20 protein-coding genes and 1 riboswitch are annotated in these 19,979 nt (G+C 31.1%); of the genes, 4 read left to right on the forward strand and 16 right to left on the reverse strand.

Annotated features, from left to right (window positions below; genetic code table 11):
- Window positions 1–205 precede the first annotated feature (205 nt).
- Window positions 206–862, reverse strand: a complete 657-nt coding sequence (cmk, locus tag MUA21_RS06180) for a (d)CMP kinase (RefSeq protein ID WP_073342033.1) — start codon at window positions 860–862, stop codon at window positions 206–208.
- 78 nt (window positions 863–940) lie between these two features.
- Between cmk and MUA21_RS06185 the strand changes: the two genes are divergently transcribed.
- On the forward strand, window positions 941–1,915 hold the full coding sequence (locus MUA21_RS06185; protein WP_073342030.1) for an asparaginase: 975 nt from the start codon (window positions 941–943) through the stop codon (window positions 1,913–1,915).
- Window positions 1,916–2,002: 87 nt separating this feature from the next.
- On the opposite strand, the gene ypdA is transcribed toward MUA21_RS06185, so the two are convergent.
- From ypdA to MUA21_RS06205, 4 genes are all read right to left on the reverse strand, one after another.
- Window positions 2,003–2,989 (reverse strand): bacillithiol disulfide reductase YpdA, encoded by a 987-nt coding sequence (ypdA, locus tag MUA21_RS06190; protein WP_073342027.1) that lies wholly within the window; start codon window positions 2,987–2,989, stop codon window positions 2,003–2,005.
- A gap of 269 nt (window positions 2,990–3,258) precedes the next feature.
- Window positions 3,259–4,728 (reverse strand): LysM peptidoglycan-binding domain-containing protein, encoded by a 1,470-nt coding sequence (locus MUA21_RS06195; protein ID WP_262562189.1) that lies wholly within the window; start codon window positions 4,726–4,728, stop codon window positions 3,259–3,261.
- Between the two features lie 147 nt (window positions 4,729–4,875).
- Complete coding sequence (locus MUA21_RS06200) at window positions 4,876–6,255, reverse strand: RecQ family ATP-dependent DNA helicase (RefSeq protein ID WP_262562190.1); 1,380 nt, start codon at window positions 6,253–6,255, stop codon at window positions 4,876–4,878.
- Window positions 6,242–7,207, reverse strand: a complete 966-nt coding sequence (locus tag MUA21_RS06205; protein ID WP_262562191.1) for a helix-turn-helix domain-containing protein — start codon at window positions 7,205–7,207, stop codon at window positions 6,242–6,244. Before MUA21_RS06205 ends, MUA21_RS06200 begins: the two co-directional genes overlap by 14 nt.
- A gap of 109 nt (window positions 7,208–7,316) precedes the next feature.
- Between MUA21_RS06205 and MUA21_RS06210 the strand changes: the two genes are divergently transcribed.
- Window positions 7,317–7,565 carry a ferredoxin gene (locus MUA21_RS06210; protein WP_019468351.1) on the forward strand — a complete coding sequence of 83 codons (249 nt, stop codon included), beginning with the start codon at window positions 7,317–7,319 and terminating at the stop codon, window positions 7,563–7,565.
- A 255-nt stretch (window positions 7,566–7,820) separates the two neighbouring features.
- Here the strand turns inward: MUA21_RS06210 and MUA21_RS13340 are convergent.
- The 7 genes from MUA21_RS13340 to MUA21_RS06250 all read right to left on the reverse strand — a co-directional run bounded on the left by MUA21_RS13340 (window position 7,821) and on the right by MUA21_RS06250 (window position 15,072).
- Window positions 7,821–9,364, reverse strand: a protein-coding gene (locus MUA21_RS13340; RefSeq protein ID WP_437129139.1) for an IS3 family transposase whose coding sequence is annotated in 2 segments (ribosomal slippage) — window positions 7,821–8,687 and window positions 8,690–9,364 — 1,542 coding nt in all. Because the reading frame shifts where the segments join, the coding sequence is not laid out codon by codon here.
- Between the two features lie 132 nt (window positions 9,365–9,496).
- Window positions 9,497–10,042 carry an ECF transporter S component gene (locus MUA21_RS06225; RefSeq protein WP_262562192.1) on the reverse strand — a complete coding sequence of 182 codons (546 nt, stop codon included), beginning with the start codon at window positions 10,040–10,042 and terminating at the stop codon, window positions 9,497–9,499.
- Between the two features lie 64 nt (window positions 10,043–10,106).
- Window positions 10,107–10,243, reverse strand: a riboswitch (FMN riboswitch).
- 209 nt (window positions 10,244–10,452) lie between these two features.
- Window positions 10,453–12,231: an ATP-binding protein gene (locus MUA21_RS06230; protein WP_262562193.1), complete on the reverse strand. Its 1,779-nt coding sequence runs from the start codon at window positions 12,229–12,231 to the stop codon at window positions 10,453–10,455.
- Entirely contained in the window at window positions 12,215–12,940 is a 726-nt protein-coding gene (locus MUA21_RS06235) for a response regulator transcription factor (RefSeq protein ID WP_107525878.1), read from the reverse strand. Before MUA21_RS06235 ends, MUA21_RS06230 begins: the two co-directional genes overlap by 17 nt.
- Window positions 12,941–13,075: 135 nt before the next feature.
- Window positions 13,076–13,813, reverse strand: coding sequence for a pseudouridine synthase (locus MUA21_RS06240; RefSeq protein WP_073342008.1), 738 nt, complete (start codon window positions 13,811–13,813; stop codon window positions 13,076–13,078).
- A complete protein-coding gene (scpB, locus tag MUA21_RS06245; RefSeq protein WP_081254262.1) occupies window positions 13,806–14,354 on the reverse strand; it encodes an SMC-Scp complex subunit ScpB in 549 nt (182 codons plus the stop codon). Before scpB ends, MUA21_RS06240 begins: the two co-directional genes overlap by 8 nt.
- Window positions 14,338–15,072, reverse strand: a complete 735-nt coding sequence (locus tag MUA21_RS06250; RefSeq protein ID WP_107525877.1) for a segregation and condensation protein A — start codon at window positions 15,070–15,072, stop codon at window positions 14,338–14,340. The genes scpB and MUA21_RS06250 overlap by 17 nt, the downstream gene beginning before the upstream one ends.
- A 91-nt stretch (window positions 15,073–15,163) precedes the next feature.
- Here MUA21_RS06250 and MUA21_RS06255 point away from each other — a divergent pair, with 91 nt between their 5' ends.
- Entirely contained in the window at window positions 15,164–15,670 is a 507-nt protein-coding gene (locus MUA21_RS06255) for a DUF309 domain-containing protein (protein WP_073342005.1), read from the forward strand.
- 91 nt (window positions 15,671–15,761) lie between these two features.
- On the opposite strand, the gene xerD is transcribed toward MUA21_RS06255, so the two are convergent.
- The 3 genes from xerD to MUA21_RS06270 all read right to left on the reverse strand — a co-directional run bounded on the left by xerD (window position 15,762) and on the right by MUA21_RS06270 (window position 17,779).
- Complete coding sequence (xerD, locus tag MUA21_RS06260) at window positions 15,762–16,649, reverse strand: site-specific tyrosine recombinase XerD (RefSeq protein WP_073342002.1); 888 nt, start codon at window positions 16,647–16,649, stop codon at window positions 15,762–15,764.
- A gap of 36 nt (window positions 16,650–16,685) precedes the next feature.
- Complete coding sequence (fur, locus tag MUA21_RS06265) at window positions 16,686–17,132, reverse strand: ferric iron uptake transcriptional regulator (RefSeq protein ID WP_019468360.1); 447 nt, start codon at window positions 17,130–17,132, stop codon at window positions 16,686–16,688.
- A 104-nt stretch (window positions 17,133–17,236) separates the two neighbouring features.
- Window positions 17,237–17,779, reverse strand: coding sequence for an NUDIX hydrolase (locus MUA21_RS06270; RefSeq protein ID WP_073341999.1), 543 nt, complete (start codon window positions 17,777–17,779; stop codon window positions 17,237–17,239).
- Window positions 17,780–17,968: 189 nt separating this feature from the next.
- On the opposite strand from MUA21_RS06270, the gene MUA21_RS06275 reads away from it, so the two are divergent.
- Window positions 17,969–18,883, forward strand: a complete 915-nt coding sequence (locus tag MUA21_RS06275; protein ID WP_262562194.1) for an aldo/keto reductase — start codon at window positions 17,969–17,971, stop codon at window positions 18,881–18,883.
- A 262-nt stretch (window positions 18,884–19,145) separates the two neighbouring features.
- Here the strand turns inward: MUA21_RS06275 and MUA21_RS06280 are convergent, their stop codons facing one another.
- Window positions 19,146–19,904 (reverse strand): SDR family NAD(P)-dependent oxidoreductase, encoded by a 759-nt coding sequence (locus tag MUA21_RS06280; protein WP_262562195.1) that lies wholly within the window; start codon window positions 19,902–19,904, stop codon window positions 19,146–19,148.
- Window positions 19,905–19,979 lie beyond the last annotated feature (75 nt).

A 19,979-nucleotide genomic window follows, 5' to 3' on the forward strand; every position in this document is an offset into this window, starting at 1 on the left:
TCTATACATTTAAAAATATTAATTGATACTTAACATGTAGATAATAGTTTTAATATCAATAGCAATTTACATTGACTTATATGTAGTACAAGTTTTAAAAACCTACTACAATAATATACCCTGATTTTGATATTTTATAACTTTTTTACATAATTTTAACAAAAGGACTACAAAAAAAATCAATAGATAATATGATTTTATGACTTTAGATATCTTCTACTAATGTCAAAATTTTATCAGTAACTTCTTCGATACTCATACCGGTAGTATCAATAGTTATTGCATCATCTGCTTTTTTCAAAGGAGATATTTCTCTATTCATATCATAGTGATCGCGTTCGGCTATTTCTTTTTTTAATTGTTCTACTGTTGATTGTATATCTCTTAGTTCGTTATCTTTTTGACGACGTAAAGCACGTTCTTCAACAGAGGCAATCATATATATTTTTAAATCAGCATCTGGCAACACAACCGTACCAATGTCTCTACCATCCATTACAATGCCTTTTTGCTGTGCCAACTCTTGTTGCTTTTCAACGGCAAATGAGCGCACTGATTCTTTTGAAGATACATAAGAAACATGATTTGTCACATCATTTTCTCTTAAATAATCTGTCACATCTTGATTGTCTAAAATTACTCTTTGTCCTTTTTCTTCGTCATAAGTTAATGAAAGTTCAGTTGATTCGACAAGTTCAGAAAAATTTTCTGTTTTATTTAATTGTAAATATTTATATGTTATAGCACGATACATTGCACCAGTATCTACATACACCATAGATAACTTGGCTGCCACAAGTTTTGCTATTGTACTCTTACCTGCAGCTGCAGGTCCATCAAGTGCGATATTTATTGGTTTCATTTTAGTAACCCTTCCTTGTTGTTTTATAAATAATATTTTATCATAAATATGTATTTTATAAATAGGAGGAATGCACACATGAAAAAACTTCTTGTCATACATACTGGCGGCACGATTAGCATGTCACAAGATGAATCGAACAAAGTTGTTACAAATAAAGACAATCCAATTTCTAATCATCAAAATATTATTAATCAATATGCTGATGTAACTGAAATAACACCTTTTAATGTACCATCTCCACACATGAATATTGCGTATGTGGAAACTTTAAAACAAATTATAAATCAATCTGAGGATCAAGATGATTATGATGGTTATGTGATTACACATGGTACTGATACACTAGAGGAAACAGCTTATTTATTAGATTTAACAATAGACACCTCAAAACCAATTGTAATCACGGGTGCGATGCGTTCTTCCAATGAAATTGGTGCAGATGGTTTATATAATTTTTTATCAGCAATTAGAGTTGCAATTAGTGATGAATCATTAAATATGGGTGTTATGGTCGTTTTTAACGATGAGATTCATACAGCTAGAAATGTAACGAAAACGCACACTTCTAATACGAATACATTTCAAAGTCCGAATCATGGTCCCTTAGGTGTGATAACAAAACAAAGTGTACAGTTTCATCATAAACCATTTGGGCATTTAGTATTGACTGATATCAATCAATCTTTAAATATCCCACTCGTGAAAGCGTATATGGGAATGAATAGCGATGTGCTTGCTTTTTACAGTAAAAAGCAAGTTGATGGGATTATAATAGAAGCGCTAGGTCAAGGCAATTTGCCACCTACATGTTTAGAAGGGTTGAATCAATGTTTAAATAACAATATTCCAGTTATACTTGTATCTAGATCGTTTAATGGTATTGTCGGTCCTATTTATGCTTATGAAGGTGGCGGTGCAACATTAGAACAAAAAGGAGTTATTTTCTCTAATGGATTAAATGGACAAAAAGCGAGACTGAAATTGTTAATCGGCTTAAGTAATCATTTAACTAAAGCACAATTAAAAAAGTATTTTGAAGCTCAATTATAAAAAAAAGAGTTGTGATAAGTAACGTTTTATCTTAAGAATATTGAAAGTATTCTAAAATAATAATCACTTATCCAGCTCTTTTTTATATTATGACTCTAAAGGCGTTTGCTTTTTAGATAAAATATTTTGAGTGATAATGCCACCATGATACTTACCATTTTCAATAAAAATCGTATTTGCATCATTACCTGCAGCAATCACGCCGGCGATATAACAATTTTCTACATTTGTTTCGTAAGTTTCTTTGTTATGAACTGGTGCTGTCCCATATTCATTTTCATTGATTTCAATTCCAATTGATTCTAAGAAATTATAGTCCGGATGATAACCAATCATTGCAAAAATGTAATCATTAGGAATCTCAATTATTTCTCCATCTTGCTCATAAATAACACTATCTTCAGTAATTTTTGTGACTTCAGCGTTAAAGGCCATGTTTATTTTTTCGTGTTTCACTAATGACTCAAAATTAGGTAAAATCCATGGTTTAACTGCTTTTGGATAGTCAGAACCACGATAGATAACTGTGACATGTGCACCAGCCTTTTCTAATTCCAATGCTGCATCAACTGCTGAGTTTTTGCCACCAATGATGACAACATTTTGATCAAAATAAGGGTGTGCTTCTTTGAAGTAATGTTTTACTTTTGGTAATTCTGCACCTTCTACTTCTAAAGTATTATGTTGACCATAATAACCAGTAGCTACGGTTAGAAATCGACACTGATAAACATCTTTCGTAGTAGTGAGTGTAAAACGATTATTAATTTTTTTAACAGTAAGGACTTCTTCGAAAGCATTGATACGCAGTTGATGATGTTTAACAACTTCTCTATAATACACTAATGCTTGATTACGACGTGGTTTGCTTTCTTCGACAATAAATGGAATGTCGCCAATACTTAATTTATCACTTGAAGAAAAGAATGTTTGATGTGTTGGATAGTTATAAATAGCATCCACAACATTTCCTTTTTCAATTACTAATGTATCAATCCCTTTTTTCTTTTGTTCAATAGCGGCACTTAAACCACATGGTCCACCGCCGATGATTATACTTTCTACTGTTTGCATAGTATTTGTCCTCCTTTAACCACCCATTTATTATACCAGTAGATTTAAAAAAACCAAGTGATAGATTTTGAAAATTTGTTTACAAAAATGACTAATTCATATAAAAGCTCCCTACAAAGTTTACTTTTTTAAGTGTCTACTTTGTAGGGAGCATATCAGGTTATGGATTAGTCCTTTTATAGGAACAGGCTCGATAATCAAGCTTCATTTTACTTGTAAAAGATGAATTTACTTGTAAAAGATGAATTTACTTGTAAAAGATGAATGTTTTATTGAGGAATAACTAATTGTTGTCCGTTATGAATATCATTACCTTGTAATCCATTTGCTTTTCTGATTTTTTCTACATTTTCAGGAGATCCGCTTCCATAGTATTGGATGGCTATTCTGTATAGATTTTGACCATTTACAGTATGTGTTTGTTGTCCTGAATTGTTGTTTGAAGATTGATTGTTTTGGCTATTAGTTGCTTGACCTTGGTTTGCTGAATCATTACCTTGATTCGTAGCTTGATTATTTTGCTGTGATTGATCATTTTGTTGTGATTGATCATTTTGACTGTTCTGTGCATTTTGATCACTTTGGTTATTTTGGTCAGATTCAGTAGCTTGATTTTGATCGCTAGTAGCTGCATCGTCAGAATTAGATTCGCTTTGGTTTGAATTATCATTACTATCTGATTCAGCGTTATCGTCATTATTTGTATTTGCTTTATCACTATCATCGTCTTTGTTTTTGTCTGAATCTTTCTTGCTATCCTTGTCTGAATCTGAGTCAGATTTTTTATCTTTGTTGTCCACTACCTTTTTATCGTCGTTATTACTACTATCATCATTGTTGCCAGTTAATGCCATACCACCAAAAATTCCGATTGCTGCTAAAATTAAAATTGCTGCTACGATTGGTAATATTTTTCCAAATAATCCGCCTTTTTTCTTTTTATTGTTGTTATCATCATTTGGATCGTTGTTGTGATCACCGTTACCATTATTTCCACCGGAGCCATTTCCATTCGAATGCGCAGCACTTGCTCCAGCGGCACCTGCACCAGCTGCGGCTGCTCCGCCAGCTACGGCAGCGCCTTTTTTCTTGTTGTCTTTTGAATCATTACTTTTTTCAGAATTAGCTTCTTCAGTATGTTGATTTTTATTATTAGCACCTACGCCTGTAGCAGCATCACTTTTTTCGTTATCGTCTGATGATGCATTGTTATCTTTAGCATGATCAGAATCATCTTTCTTGTCATGGTGTTTTTTTGCGGCATATGCACCTGCACCAGCTGCGGCTGCTCCGCCAGCTACGGCAGCGCCTTTTTTCTTATCATTTTTATCTTCAGATTGGTTATCTTCAGAAATGTCGTGATCTTTTTCACTTCTATTTTGATTAATATTGTTATTTTCTGAAGGGTCTTGATTTTTATTGGTTTCATCCGCATCCGTCTTGGATGATGAATGTGTTTCCTGTTGTTGCTCACTGTCTTGTTGACTAGATGTATCATTTTTCTCATCAACAGGTGATTCATTTCCTTCATTTTGATGTGTTGCCGTATCTCTTCTACGTTGTCTTCTTTGGGCATTTCTTGGAGGGAATTGTTCGTCTTGTTTATTAGAAACTTCCTCTTTTACATTGTCAACAGAATCGTTAACAGAATCCTGTACATCATCTCGATGTTCTTTTGGATCAATAGATTGACGATTTTTCTCAAAATCATCTTTGAAATTATTATTAGACAAATTCATCATCCTTCCATCATTTAATTTTAGTATATACTGTTTTACCCTAAAAGCCAGTATATATGTATTAATTTTATATGAAAAACAAATAAAAATTTAGCGTATATCTAGTATTATAGCTTGATTGAAAAAGTGAAGTAAAGTATTTATCTTTTATTTGAATATATTTCGTAATTTTTCTTTAAAATCCATTTTTCTTTTTACTTTTTTTCTATTAATAATATTAATTGGTTTTAATTCTGTGTCATTATCACAGCACTGTGTTGGTTTTGTTGATAGATTTTCACCGAAAAACTCTACCATATATGACCTACGACATTGGTCTAAATTTTTATAACCTAACATTCGATAATAACCACGTTGTTTTCTTTCAAATGCTGTTTTGAAAATAGTACGCAATTGTTCAATTTTAAAATTACTACTTAGAACCTCTAATATTTCATTTTTTTCAGGTGGTAAAAACATACCTAATTCAAATGTGTTCACATCTTCTTCAGTAATTATATCTGCAAACAATAAGGTTTCTAATAGATAACTATCATCTGGTTGGTAAAGACTGATGGCTTGGCTAGAGTAGCCATCACGTCCTGCACGACCAATTTCTTGCATATAACTTGATGGACTTGTGGCTAGATGAAAATGTATGATGGTTCGTATATCTTTTTTATTTATCCCCATTCCAAAAGCACTTGTTGCAACAATAATTGGTATTTCATTATTTATAAATTGATGCTGTACAGTATGTCTTTCCTGATAGGTTAAGTCACCATGGTATATCCCAGTTAAAAAACCATATTGATAAATTGCCTTTGCTAAAGTTAGGCACATTTTTTTTGATGAAACATAGATAATAGTTGGACCTGATAGTTCTAACGTTGGAAGTAACCATTTTAACTTTTCATGATCATTTTCGAAATTTATGTGTGATAATGTAATATTTTCTCTATTCGTCGTTGTTTTCACAACAGTAAATGTTTTATTTAGCATGTGATTTAAATCATATGTTAAATACGGCGGTGCTGTAGCAGTCAAAGCAAGTATATTGGCTTTAGGAAAGTAATTGATGATTTTCCCTACAAGTGCATAGTGTGGTCTGAAATCATAACCCCATTCAGATAAGCAGTGGGCTTCATCTAAAACAATTAAACCTAAATCTAGATGTTGTATAAGTTTAAAATTATGTGGTTGCAACAAAAATTCGGGACTTAAAAATATAAAACGACTATGCTTTAAGTATTGTAAATTTTGTTTTTTTTCATTTTCATCTAATCCGGAATGGATGCATGAAACGTAATGCTCGCCTTGTAGTTTTAATTGCATAACTTGATCATCCATTAAGGATATTAACGGTGAGATGATGAGGGTGGGTTTTTGTTTGATATAGGTTGGTAATTGATAACATAAACTTTTTCCACTACCAGTCGGCAATATACCCAAAGTATTTTCATCATTTAATACATGCTCTATAATTTCCTGTTGTCCAGGCTTAAATGAATCAAAACCAAACCATTTTTTTAATTCATGATGTAACATTTAAATCACCTCTTTCAACACCGATGATTAATAGTTTAATTTCAAAGTAATTTAATTTTGGAAATTTCTCTTTGTAATTTCTTAATCTTTCGCTGCGATTTTCTACATAGTAACTTAGAAACTGCATATATGAATTATCATTTATAAATTCATCATATTGTGAAAGGTACCCTTTTATAAATAATTCTAGAATATGATCTTCAATTGTGTTTGATTTTACATTTTGTGTCTTAGCTAATTCGTTAAAGCTGAGACCTTTTTTAATACCTATGTAAGTTTCCTCTGTTTTAAAAAGCAACGTTGGTAAAATAATTAATTGATTTAAAATAGGATATTTAATCGCATTTTCCAATTCAAACATCATGATTACTAAATCATTCATTTCTAGTTCGAACAATTGTTGTTGCGAAATATTTTCTATTAAGCTGACTTGTTGTCTTGTATACATACTTTCTTTATAACCTTGTAAATAATAGTGCAAATACGTTTTACTATTTTTTTCAGAAATTGAAGAGAAAAGAAGATTTAATTCTTCATTTAATTTGCAAGATATATTCTTATTTTTAGCGCAGTTATATACTTTTTTAACTCTATGTTGAATTGTATTGTTGTGTGTAATAGGCACAAAATGTAATGAATCATGTGAAATATTCGAAATTGTTTGGGTTAATAATTGAAGTGCCTTAAAGGTGTTTAATAAACTATCATATGTATACCTTGGATGTGTACGAATCAATCGCGTACCATCAACATCCAGTTGTTCATTTTGAATATATCCAACAAATGATGGATATTTTAAGTTTGGTAAGCTATGATACAATGATAATAGTTGTTGGCTACAGGCGTCAAAAAAGGTTTGATGGGATTTTTTGCCTGTGATAATATTATATATGCTTTTTTCTGTTTTGTAATTATGTGCTTGCATTCGTGTAAAGCGAATTAAATTATACATGTGTGCTCCCTCATTTTATAAAACAAAAACATTTGATAAAATTTTAAACAGTAACTACAATACTAATTGTGTTATTAGTGTAGCATGTTTGTTAAAGGAGGCGAAGAGTTTGGCTAAATATACAATTGTGGATATGGATACATGCATTGCATGTGGTGCTTGCGGTGCTGCTGCTCCTGATATATATGATTACGACGATGAAGGTATCGCATACGTTATACTAGATGATAACCAAGGTACTGCGGAAGTACCAGAAGAATTATATGAAGACATGGAAGATGCTTTAGAAGGTTGTCCTACAGATTCTATTAAAATTGAAGAGGAATCTTTTGACGGAGACCCTCTAAAATTTGAATAATAAAATTAATCAAATAGATATTCATTTTTGCATGAAATGAATTTATAAAAGCTCAGTATATTCATTGTTTTAATGAAAATGCTGAGCTTTTATTTTATGAAAAATAATCATTTATTAATTGTATTATGAAAATAAAACAAGTTGAAATATAGCATGTAAATCTCGCAATCAAAAATAAATGACTAATCCGTATGATGAACTGCACCCTGTCAAGTAGACAGTGAAAAAAACAAAATGTTTATGGCTACCTTATATTTACGATATAAGGGTAGCCATTTTTAATGTTATTCTTTCTTGATTAAAAAATTCTATATATGAATTAATTGCTTTTATTGCTGTAGCCTTGTCTTTAAAAATCACTTTTTTTCTTCCTCTAAACAATTCACTTTTAATAGTTCCCCATACACCTTCCATAGGTCCATTATCTATGCAACATCCTGGTCGTGACATACTTTGTTTTATACCAAGTTGCTCTAACGTAACTTTAAATAATCTGCTTGTATATTGATATCCTCTGTCGCTATGCAAGAGTATACCTTCGGTATTCGGCACAAGTTTGACTGCTTTTTTGAGCGTATCTAATACAAATTTATTGTTATTTGAGGTACTTAATTTATGACTGATAATCTGTTTGCTGCCTAAGTCATAAATAGCACTTAAGTAAAGTTTTTTACCATTGCTGAGTTTGAATTCTGTAACGTCAGTTAACCATTTTTTATTTGGGATTTGTTCTTCAAATTTTCTATTTAATATATTATGTGCTGTAATTTCAGGTGTTGTTTTAATATATCGTTTTCTTTTAGGGCGGATAGTAGATTTTAGATTAAGTTGATTCATCAATCTATAGACACGTTTATGATTTACTTTTTGATGTAGTTTAAGTCTTAAATATATGTATATACGACGATATCCATATATGCCTTTGTATTTATTGTAGATATCAACGATATCTTTGATCAATTTTTGGTTTTCAATTTCTTTATTTGATGGTTTGCGATGTAACCATTTATAGTAACTTGAACGTGATATCTTTAATACTGAACATAACCAAGCTATCGGATAAAGGTTTTTAAATGCTTTTACCGTTTGGTATGATGCTTTTTGTCTGATGCCTGTTTCATCAACTTCCTTTCTATTTCTTCTTCCTTTTTTAAAACGTCATTTTCCATTTGAAGAAATTTATTTTTCTCTTTAAGTATCTTAATTTCAGCTTTTAATGCCTCTTCAGGTGTTAATACAGACTGGGGTTTCCCTTTTCCACGTCCATCTTTAAGCCCATCATACCCATGCAAGTTGTACTTTTTTACCCAGTTATATACTTGGCTATAATTGATGTTAAAATGATTTGCTGTTGTCTTATACGATTGACCATGATTCATATAATAATCAACGATTTCCACACGATCTTCAAATGTTAATGATTTATATTTCAATTGATACACCTCGGGTTTTGGAGAATATGTTTTTAATATTTTACCCGATAAATACTTTGAAATCCATTTGTTTACAGTTGAAGTAGTGGGGATATTATATTTAACTACTAAATCAGTTAAAGATAGGCCATCATTTATATATTCGTGCACAACTTTAAGCTTAAATTCATTTGAGTAGGTATTATTTCTCTGAATTGGTAAAAGCACCTTTATTCCATGCTTCTTAAATTTATAATAGTTAATCAATAATGTTCTAGGAGAACAATTTAAATTTAATTTTTGAATTACATTTTTCATACTATATCCTTCTTCATATAAGCTGAAAGCTTTTTGATAAGTTTCAGGTGATAATTTTCTATGAGTCATAAAAAAACTCCCTTCAAAGTTTACATTTTTAAGTGTCTACTTTGAAGGGAGCATATCATAAATTGTCTCAGCTTCTTTTATTATTGCGTGTCTATTTTTTCATATTCGTGGTATAAGCTAATTAATTAAAATTTAGCTAAGTAAAATCTTTTTTAAACGTTTGAATAATAACATAAATATTAAAGAAATTATTATACCTTTCACTATATTAAAAGGTATAACACCTGAAACTATCACAATTTTTATATTTTCAACTACATTTGATAAATTCATAATCATCCCATAAAGTGGTAATAAAACAAAATAATTTAAAATACTTAGAACAATCGTCATAACAATCGTCGCTATTGTAAATCCAATGATTTGTGTTTTGACTGTATGATTATTTTTAATTATATAAAAGGCACTTAAAATAAAACTAGCGCCAGCTAAGAAATTAGCAATTGGTCCAACTGGATCCCCTATATTAAATAAGAAATTAAGTAAATTTTTTATAAATAATATAATAATACCAGCTACTGGTCCTAAACTAAAAGTTGCTAATAGAGCTGGAATATCACTAAAGTCTAATGTTAAATATGGTGGTAAAAATGGGATTGGAAATTTGATAAACATCAAAATAAATGACACCGCACTTAACATACTTATCGTAATAAGTCGCTTGGTTTGTTGTTGCATATTCAATTATCTCCTTCCATTCATCTTACTTAGAAAAGGAGGATTTAATTGCACAACAAAAACCCTCCATCTTCTCCCATCCAGACTATACTGTCGGCTCTAGAATTACACTAGATCAGCCATTTATCTTTTTAATAGATAAATGGGTCGCAGGCTTCAATTACTGCCGGTTGGGAATTACACCCTACCCCGAAGATGAATTTCTTAAATTTTATAAATATATCATAGCCTATTACTCAGATAAAAACAATAGACCTGCTTATGCTAAGTAAATTACATAATTTATGAAAAAGAAGAGATTGAAAATCAATAGTAATGTATTGACTCTCAATCTCGTCATTTATAGAACACACGTGCTTGATTTACATTAAGATTATAAATTAAATTACATTTCACTCTCTATGATTAGTTTAATAGTCATGTATCTTCCGTTCTTCTGTTGGTTTTGGTAATTTAATTATAAATGTTGTGCCTTTGCCAAGCTCACTTTTAACGTCTATCGTACCTCCATGTTCATCAATAATCATACGACAGATAAACAGACCTAACCCAGTACCTTGTTTACCTCGTTTACGAGCAGTGTCGACTTTATAGAAACGGTCAAATACTTGTTGTAAATGTTCTGGAGCAATACCAGATCCTGTGTCTGAAATGTATAAAATATTTTCATTTTCTGACTCTCCATAACTAATCGATATTAAATCACCAGGTTCTGTATATCTAGTAGCATTATCTATAAGATTAGTTAAAACCTGTTCAATTCTATCGGTGTCGAAATACCATAATTGATTGTGTGTATTTGGATTTAAATTCATCGTTAACTTTAAGTCATTTGCTTGTTTCTGGTATTTTTGTTGCATTCTATTAAGCAGTGGATCAATTGGCTGTTTCACTTTCTCTACAGTTAGCCCTTCAGCATCCATACGTGCAACATTTAGCAACTCATTTACTAATCGATTTAAACGTTTTGTTTCATCAAGGACAATGGACAATGATTCATGTATTTCGTCTGGTTCTGTTACAATACCATCCACTATCGACTCTGTATATCCTTGTAGCAATGAAATAGGTGTACGCAATTCATGTGATACATTAGCAATAAAATCTTTTTTCATTTGATCAATATTATGTTCATTGGTCATATCACGAATAATAGCTACAATACCACTTCTGCCATCAGGCTGAATTTGTTCAATATAACTTGTAATAATGACAAAATAGCGTGTGCTAATTTCATATTCTTCGAATTGTGTTTTTTTGGATTTAAATGTTAATTCATTTTGACGATCAAGTTTGTCTAAATCGTGTGCATCCAATATTTTTAAAATATTTTGTGCCATCTTGTTTGATATAATTATTTCTTGTTTATCATTAAAACCTAGAACGCCTTCAACCATAGAGTTTATTAAACTATCTCTGATATTTTTTGATGAGGATAATGCGTCGATGTGTTGTTGTATTTCCGAACTCATCGTGTTAAAAGCACGTGATAACTCACCAATTTCATCTCGAGAATTAACAGGAACTACTTGTGTATAGTCACCTTTAGAAACTTTTAATGCTTGAGTCCTTAAATTTCTAAGTGGTTTTGTAATTCGAGATGATAAGAAAAAGGCGAACACAGTAGTAATAGATAAAAAGATTATAGCAATAATTAAAATAATGACTGTAATCACATTATTGGTATCTTCTATCGTTTTCAAATCTTGATAGATAAAAACACCACTATATTTACTATTATGTGCACTCGATTCTAAATTTTTTGATGGATAACCTATTAAAACATAAGTTTTTTGCTGTTTATTTATATCTATTGTCACGTGCTCAGATATCTGCTTTCCTTTATCGAACACTTTTTCGTAGTTTTTATTACTTTTTATTTCTTTGAACATCTTTTCTTTTGTCTCATCATTATTGACGCTATCCATGTGTTTATGATTCATGATAATAAGCCCAACTGGACCCTCGATAAGAGACTTACTATGCTTTATGGCAGTCGTTTTATCTTCTGAATGCTCAACTAAATGACTGATTCTTTTAGCATCTTCAAGTAATGAATCTTCTGTTTCTTGCGTAAAGTAAGATTGTATAAACGTTATAAGTGCTGCACTTAATAAAATTAAAACTGTCGTTACTATAAAAATTATAGTTAACCACAGTTTTACTACTACATTATTGAGGCGGTTCATTTTCAGATTTAACCTCGAATTTATAGCCAACGCCCCAAACAGTTTGAATCATTTGGGCAGCTTCATCAGAAACGCGATTTAATTTCTCTCTTAAACGTTTTACATGTGTATCAACAGTACGCAAATCTCCATAAAATTCATAATGCCATACTTCTTTTAATAGTTGCTCACGATCAAAGACTTTATTTGGCGTTTTTGCTAAAAAGATTAAAAGTTCATATTCTTTTGGCGTTAAGTTTACTTGGTTGCCATCAGCTAGCACGCGATGAGCATCATTATCAATCACAAGATGTTTAAATTCTATTAGGTCTCGTGCATGAGGTTCACTTTGTTCTGTATGTGCAACTTGAGTTCGTCTTAATAGCGCTTTGACACGTAAGACCACTTCACGTGGTGAAAATGGTTTTACAATATAATCATCTGCACCGGATTCGAAACCTTCTACGCGGTTTGTTTCTTCTCCTTTAGCAGTTAACATAATAACTGGTGTTTCTTTCTGTTCTCTGAGTCTAGCTGCTACAGTAATGCCATCCATTTCTGGCAACATTAAATCTAACAAGATACATGCATAATCATGTTCCATTGCCATTTTGAATGCTTCTTGTCCATCTCTAGCTTCATGAGTTTCAAAAGATTCTCTTTCTAAGTACAATTTTAATAATCGTCTGATTCTATCTTCATCATCAACGATAAGTATTTCGTTTGACATAGGTTCGTACCCTCCCACACTGCTAACTTCAATTTCAACCATATTATATCATAGGTTGAGCTATAAAAGTGTTTATGAATGAAAAGTTTGTGAAAAAATTATCAATATCAGGATTTTGTTAAAGGAATGTCATAATTATTGTCCGTGTTCTGCAATTTGACGTAATATTTTTACTTCATGCGGTGTAAGTACTCGGCCTTCGCCAGCATTGAGTCCTTTCAAATTTAACGGTCCAAATTCTATGCGTTGTAGTTTTGATACTTGATGCCCAAAATATTCAAACATGCGTCTAACTTGTCTATTGCGACCTTCAGTTATTGTAATTTCTACAAGTGTCGTATTTTTATCTTTATCTTGGTTTTTAACTTTAACTGTCGCAGGTTGCGTTTGCCCATCTTCTAAATTAATGCCTTGTTCTAATGCTTTAACTTCTTCACGCATGAGATACCCTTTTAATTTAACAACATATTTCTTTTTGATTTTATAACGTGGATGTGTCATTAAGTTAGTGAATTCACCATCATTGGTAAGTAAAAGTAGCCCTGATGTATCATAATCTAAGCGTCCTACAGGGTATATTCTTGTCTTAATTTGTTTGAAATAATCAGTAACGACCTTTCTACCTTTATCATCAGAAACGCTAGTGATAACTTGAGAAGGTTTATAGAAAAGAATATATAGTTTGTCTTCTTGTTCTAATTTAATGCCTTCAACTTCTACTGTATCCGTTGGTTTTACTTTAGTACCTAATTCTGTTTCGATTTCACCGTTTACTTTCACTTTACCTTCTGTAATTAATGTTTCCGCTTTACGTCTTGAAGTATAGCCACTATTTGCGATACGTTTTTGTAATCTTTCTGTTTCTTTATTCATTTTTTTCTCCTTTTTGATTTACTAAATTACTGAAGAAGGCTTCTATTTCCTCATCTTCTTCATCCGTAGTTGGTAAATCATCTAATTGTTCAATACCAAATACATTTAAGAATAGTTCTGTTGTATATAATTGTTGGCTTCTAGAATCTGCCTCATCTTTGGCTTCAATTAAACCTCGTGCTATCAAGGTTTTGACGGCTCCGTCCGAATTTATACCTCTAATCAATTCAATATCACTACGAGATAATGGCTGATTGTATGCGATTATCGATAAAGCTTCCATAGCTGCTTGTGATAATTTCATTTTTGATTTTTGTTCAATTAACTTCTCAATAAATTCTGACGCATCTTTTTTGGTGGTTAAGACATAATTTTTACCATAATGTTGGATCTCTAAGCCACAAGCGTCATATTCATTGATTAATGTATGAAAACGATGTTGGTCAATGTCTAAAATTTCTAGTATTTGCTTTTCTTCAAGTCCTTCATCACCTGCAGTATAAAGTAATGCTTCTAGGATTCCTTTATCGTTCAATGCCATAATTAACTCCTCTTAAAATATTAATATCGTCAAAACTTTTTTGTTGTTCAATATTTACTATTCCAGATTTCGACATTTCTAGTATGGCGAGGAAATGAGTGACTACCATTTCCAGTGGTTCAGTAAAATTAAATAAACTAAAAAAGTTGAATGATTCATGTTTTTGCAAACGTTGAGTTACTTGTGTAGTAGCTTCTTGTATTGTGAACGTTTCTTTTCGAATATCAACGGTTTTGGGTGTTTGGTATTCCACACGATTTTTCACTTTTTGATAAGCAATGATGAGTTCTGTTAAATCAATCGTATTACTAGGGTCCCAAGTTTCATTTGATTCTAAGTGTGTTAAATCCGTTGGGTGTTTAGAATAATACTTCTCTCTTTCTGCTCTTTTTTCGTTTAATAGCACTGTATATTCTTTATAGTTTTGATATTCAATTAATCGCTCAACCAAATTTTCACGTGGGTCATCTTCTAAATCGTCAACTTCATCTGAATGAGGCAAAAGCATTTTGCTTTTTATCATTAGTAATTCTGATGCCATAACTAAATATTCACTTGCCACATTAATTTCTAATTGACTCATCGCATGAATATATTGCATATACTGTTCTGTTAAAGATTTCATTGGTATATCATAAATATCAATTTCAAATTTTTGAATAAGATGCAATAATAAATCTAAAGGACCATTAAAGGCATCGAGTTTTACTTCATACATTTTATCTACCTCATATTAGCAAGTTAAGTGCTTAATTCACTAAAATATTATAGCATGTTTAATACAAACATTTAAATTCGGAGCGATAATCATGTTAAAAATTGCACTTCAAGATTTTTATTTCCAATTCCATACAAAGCAACATTACTTTCTTTGTCACGATATTTTAGAAGACGCCTGGAAAACAAATCCAAATTACAATAAAGGAGATGCTGTTGTAAGTCTTATACTGACTGCAACTGGCGCTTATCATTACCGTAGACATAATTATGTAGGCGCCTATAAATCATTTGGTAAGGCATTAAAAGTAATAGAAAAGTACGACTCAGCAATTAATATTGGACTCGATATAGAAGCGTATAAAGCGCTATTAGTCGAATTAATTAATGCTACAAAGAAGGAGAAATCTTTCGAGCCTATTCATCTCCCATTAACTGCGACAATGGAGCAAGTTATATTACAACAATACCCGCATTATGCGATGACATATTATAAAATTGAAGATGATTATATCATTGACCACCATTTAAAAAGAGATAGAACTGAAGTCGAAGCAGCAAGAAAACGCGCTCTACAAGCTCGAAACAAATGGATATAAGCATTAATCTTATATGAATATATTTATTTAAATAATGTAACTACAATAAAAAACACAGTCTAGTTATTCAATAGAATAAACCAGGCTGTGTTTATGCTCTTGGATGAAATTCATTATACATTTTACGAATTTGTGATTTTGAAACATGTGTATACAATTGTGTTGTAGATATGTCAGAATGGCCGAGCATTTCTTGTACTGCACGTAAATCTGCTCCATTTTCAAGTAAATGTGTGGCAAATGAATGTCTTAATGTATGTGGTGTTAAAGTTTTTAGTATATTTGCTTTGATACCATTTTGTTTAATCATCTTCCATATGGCTTGTCTTGATAAAGGTTTACCGTGCATATTTAAAAAGAGTGTATCAGTTACCGTGTTTTTTAATAATTGTGGTCTTACTGTTTCTAAATAAGTATTTAAGTATTCAATCACTGTATCTCCTAATGGCACAATTCTTTCTTTATTTCCCTTACCAAAAACACGTATAAAGCCCATAATTAAATTAACATCTTCTAACTCAATTTGAATCAGTTCTGACACACGCATGCCAGTGGCATAAAGTAATTCTAACATCGTGCGATCTCTATATCCGTTATTTTTGGATAAATCAGGTGTTTCTAATAGTCTAAGTACTTCATCTATTTCTAAAACATCTGGTAATTTACGATCATATTTCGGCGTTTCTATTAATACTGTTGGATCTTTTGCTGCATATTTTTCTCTTAATGCAAACTGATGAAAACTGCGGATAGTGGAAATGAAGCGTGCTAACGATTTTGAAGATGCGCCTTCATCATGTAAGTGACCCAAACATTCTTGAATAAGTTGTCTATCTACAAAATCAATATGACTAATTTTGTGTAATGTTAAAAATTCATCATATTTTTTTAAATCTCTTCGATATGCACCAATTGTATTTACACTTAATCCTTTTTCTATTTGTATAAATTTCAAATATTCATCTATAATATTTTTCACTGTACTACCTCTGTTTCTGAAATAGTATTTTTAAAATTATTTTCCTTTTGCTTGGCACGATGCACAAATACCATGGAATGTTAAACGATGGTCTAATATTTTAAATTCAAATTCATTTTCTACTCTTTCCTCTACGCGAGGTAATAAGTCTTCTTCGATTTCTTCTACTTTACCACATTCCATACACACAAGATGGTGGTGAAAATGCTTTGCTCCTTCTTTTCTTAAATCAAATCGTGCAACACCATCACCAAAGTTTATTTTATCCACTACCTTTAATTCTGCTAGCAATTCCAAAGTACGATAGACTGTTGCAAGTCCTATTTCAGGTGCTTTGTCTTTAACTTTTAAATAAACATCTTCAGCACTTAAATGATCTTTTTCATTTTCAATTAAAACTCTCAATGTTGCCTCACGTTGTGGCGTCAATTTATAAGATGATTGCTGTAATTGTTGCTTCACGCGATTTAATCGTTCTTCCACGGAAGCCTCACTCCCCTACTAATAATTATAATCATTTTAATTTAGTTATGATATATATATTTAAAATACCAATAATTGATAAAATTCGCAAGTATTCTCGACTCTTATTTATAATGATTATAATTAAGTAGTAAATGTTGTAAAGCAATAATGGTTTTTGCATCTTCCAATTCTTTATTATCTAATAATGTTTTAATTTCATTTATATCAAAATATGCTATTTCTAAAAATTCATCTTCATCTAAATGCATTTTACCCTTTGCTAAATTTTTTGCCATATAAATTGATATTTTTTCGTTTGAGAAACCAGGTGAACCATACATTTCAGTAATATGTTCTAATTCACCTGCAATATAACCAGTTTCTTCCTCAAGTTCACGCTTAGCTGCGGATATACGTTCTTCGTCTTTTTCTAATTTACCTGCTGGTATTTCTAAAAGTGGTTTTTCGCAAGCTTTACGAAATTGTTTCACTAATATCACTTTATTATCAGGTGTAATGGGACAAACAGCGACAGCACCGTTGTGGTATATTAATTCACGTTTAGAAGTTTGTCCATCGGGTAGTTCAACATCGTGGACTTCTAAATCTATGATTGCTCCTTTATAAATAGAAGCGCTATGTAATGTCTTTTCAAATAGGTTCATAAATAATCACAGTCCTTTTAATTGGTTTAAGATATTGTTAAGATGTACTCATTAGTTATTATGGGAATAGCGAATGAACACATATGAGTTTGATTTTTGTTTTGTATAGAATAGTTAATATTGAAAAAATTCAACTTACTTTATTATGTCTACGCCCTATTATCCAAGTGTATCGAAAGGAGATAAAACATGCAAAAAAATGTTTTGAAAAGCGGTATAGAAATTTCAGAGTTAGGTTTAGGCTGTATGAGTCTTGGGACAAATAAAAAGCAAGCAGAGCCTATCATAGAACGTGCAATTGAACATGGTATCACTTATTTTGATACAGCTGATATGTATGACAAAGGTGTAAACGAGACAATCGTTGGTGAGACTTTAAAGAAATACCAAAATAGAGATGATATAATCATTGGTACAAAAGTAGGAAATCGTTTAACGGGAGATGGGTCTACAACATGGGATCCTTCTAAATCTTATATTAAAGAAGCAGTGAAAGGTTCATTGAAAAGACTCGATTTAGATCATTTAGATTTATACCAGCTACATGGTGGTACGATTGATGATCCTATAGATGAAACGATTAGTGCTTTCGATGAATTAAAGAAAGAAGGTATTATTCGTGCTTACGGTATCTCCTCAATAAGACCTAACGTAATCGATTACTATTTAAAACACAGCGATATCGAAACACTAATGTCTCAATTTAACTTAATTGATAACAGACCAGAACAACTTTTAGATGATGTACATGCTAAAAAAGTTAAAGTATTAGCTCGCGGTCCAGTGTTTAAAGGATTATTAACTGCTAACAGTAATAATGTGTTAGATTCAAAATTTAGTGAAGGTATTTTTGACTATACTTATCAAGAACTCGGCGAAACAATTGCTTCCATAAAAGAAATAGAAAGTAATTTAACTGCCCTTACATTTAATTATTTAACGTCTCATGATGCTTTAGGTTCCATCATTGTTGGTGCAAGTAGTACAGATCAACTTGATGAAAACGTAAAAAATTATCAACGTTCAAAAGACATAAGTTTAGAAGCTTTAAAAGCAGCACAAGAGCGCGTGAAAAATTTAGAGTATACCCAACATTTAAAATAAATCGCTTTTTGTTGTTTCCAATATGTGTATATGCTCAAAATTGAAAATAGTAAAGTTTTAATTGTATAAACGGGGTTGTTTTTCAGACCGAAAGTTGAAAAAAACAAATAACTTCAATCAAAGCCAAAACGTCAATTTCTATTGTGATTTTATAGAAATTGACGTTTTTATATTAAAAGCTTAATTATCCGTAACACCATTATTGCTATCTTCTATTTTAATGCTATTGTCAAAATGACAATTTCTCATTTTTGAAGTAGCGTTACCTTTTGTTTTTAAATAATGAAGTAAAGTTTTTTTCAATAAATCGTGGCATTAATTGATAAATTTTTAGTAAATTATGCATCCATCTAGGTTGATTAATTTCTAATTTTTGCCTAATTATACCTTCGATGATTTGGTTTGCTAGTTTTTCGGGATCAAGCATTATATTACTGTATTTTTTAGCAAATCTCATTGTGGGATCTGCTTTTTCATGGAAAGGCGTCGCTATTGGCCCTGTATTAACTGTCATAATATGATAATTTGGTTTTTCAATGCGCAGTGCATTTAATAATTGATTGAAAGCCGCTTTACTTGCACCATAATGTGCAGCATAACCTTGGCTTATAAAGGCAGCTTGACTTCCTATACCAACGATAATTGGATTTTTAGAGAAAGCCGGTTGTATAACTTTCATTAATAGATTAAAATGCAACACATTCAACTTATATGTTTCAAACATTTCAACAGATGTATGGTCTTCAATGGATTTAAAATACCCAAGACCAGAACAATAGATGAGTCCATCAATCGTTTGGTGTTGAAAGTATTTTTTTAAATTAATGATTTCCTGTTGCGATTGTAAATCACATTTAATGATATTAAGATGTTCTGTATTATATTGCGTTATAAATTGTTTTAATTTCTCTGGATTTCGTGCAAGTACCGTAACATGCACTTTTTTAGTTAATAACGTTTTTAATATGGCTTTTCCTAATCCACTTGTACCACCTGTTAATATAAAATGTTTACCTATCATAGTAAATTCTCCTAGCTTTAAATTCATAGTTTAAGTATATGAGTGTAAATGATATTTTACTATAGATCTTTAAAA

Source organism: Staphylococcus ureilyticus, assembly GCF_025558845.1.
GTDB lineage: Bacteria > Bacillota > Bacilli > Staphylococcales > Staphylococcaceae > Staphylococcus > Staphylococcus ureilyticus.

Bases quoted from the DNA above. Each gene is read 5' to 3' on its own strand.
- MUA21_RS06270 (WP_073341999.1), bottom strand. From the start codon at position 17,779: ATGAACCTATTTGAAAAGACATTACATAGCGCTTCTATTTATAAAGGA.
- scpB (WP_081254262.1), bottom strand. From the start codon at position 14,354: ATGGCATTGAACGATAAAGGAATCCTAGAAGCATTACTTTATACTGCA.
- MUA21_RS06205 (WP_262562191.1), bottom strand. From the start codon at position 7,207: ATGTATAATTTAATTCGCTTTACACGAATGCAAGCACATAATTACAAA.
- MUA21_RS06250 (WP_107525877.1), bottom strand. From the start codon at position 15,072: ATGTATGAAGTAAAACTCGATGCCTTTAATGGTCCTTTAGATTTATTA.
- ypdA (WP_073342027.1), bottom strand. From the start codon at position 2,989: ATGCAAACAGTAGAAAGTATAATCATCGGCGGTGGACCATGTGGTTTA.
- MUA21_RS06240 (WP_073342008.1), bottom strand. From the start codon at position 13,813: ATGAATAAAGAAACAGAAAGATTACAAAAACGTATCGCAAATAGTGGC.
- MUA21_RS06230 (WP_262562193.1), bottom strand. From the start codon at position 12,231: ATGAACCGCCTCAATAATGTAGTAGTAAAACTGTGGTTAACTATAATT.
- MUA21_RS06255 (WP_073342005.1), top strand. From the start codon at position 15,164: ATGTTAAAAATTGCACTTCAAGATTTTTATTTCCAATTCCATACAAAG.
- MUA21_RS06200 (WP_262562190.1), bottom strand. From the start codon at position 6,255: ATGTTACATCATGAATTAAAAAAATGGTTTGGTTTTGATTCATTTAAG.
- MUA21_RS06225 (WP_262562192.1), bottom strand. From the start codon at position 10,042: ATGCAACAACAAACCAAGCGACTTATTACGATAAGTATGTTAAGTGCG.
- cmk (WP_073342033.1), bottom strand. From the start codon at position 862: ATGAAACCAATAAATATCGCACTTGATGGACCTGCAGCTGCAGGTAAG.
- MUA21_RS06185 (WP_073342030.1), top strand. From the start codon at position 941: ATGAAAAAACTTCTTGTCATACATACTGGCGGCACGATTAGCATGTCA.
- MUA21_RS06235 (WP_107525878.1), bottom strand. From the start codon at position 12,940: ATGTCAAACGAAATACTTATCGTTGATGATGAAGATAGAATCAGACGA.
- MUA21_RS06275 (WP_262562194.1), top strand. From the start codon at position 17,969: ATGCAAAAAAATGTTTTGAAAAGCGGTATAGAAATTTCAGAGTTAGGT.
- MUA21_RS06195 (WP_262562189.1), bottom strand. From the start codon at position 4,728: ATGAATTTGTCTAATAATAATTTCAAAGATGATTTTGAGAAAAATCGT.
- MUA21_RS06280 (WP_262562195.1), bottom strand. From the start codon at position 19,904: ATGATAGGTAAACATTTTATATTAACAGGTGGTACAAGTGGATTAGGA.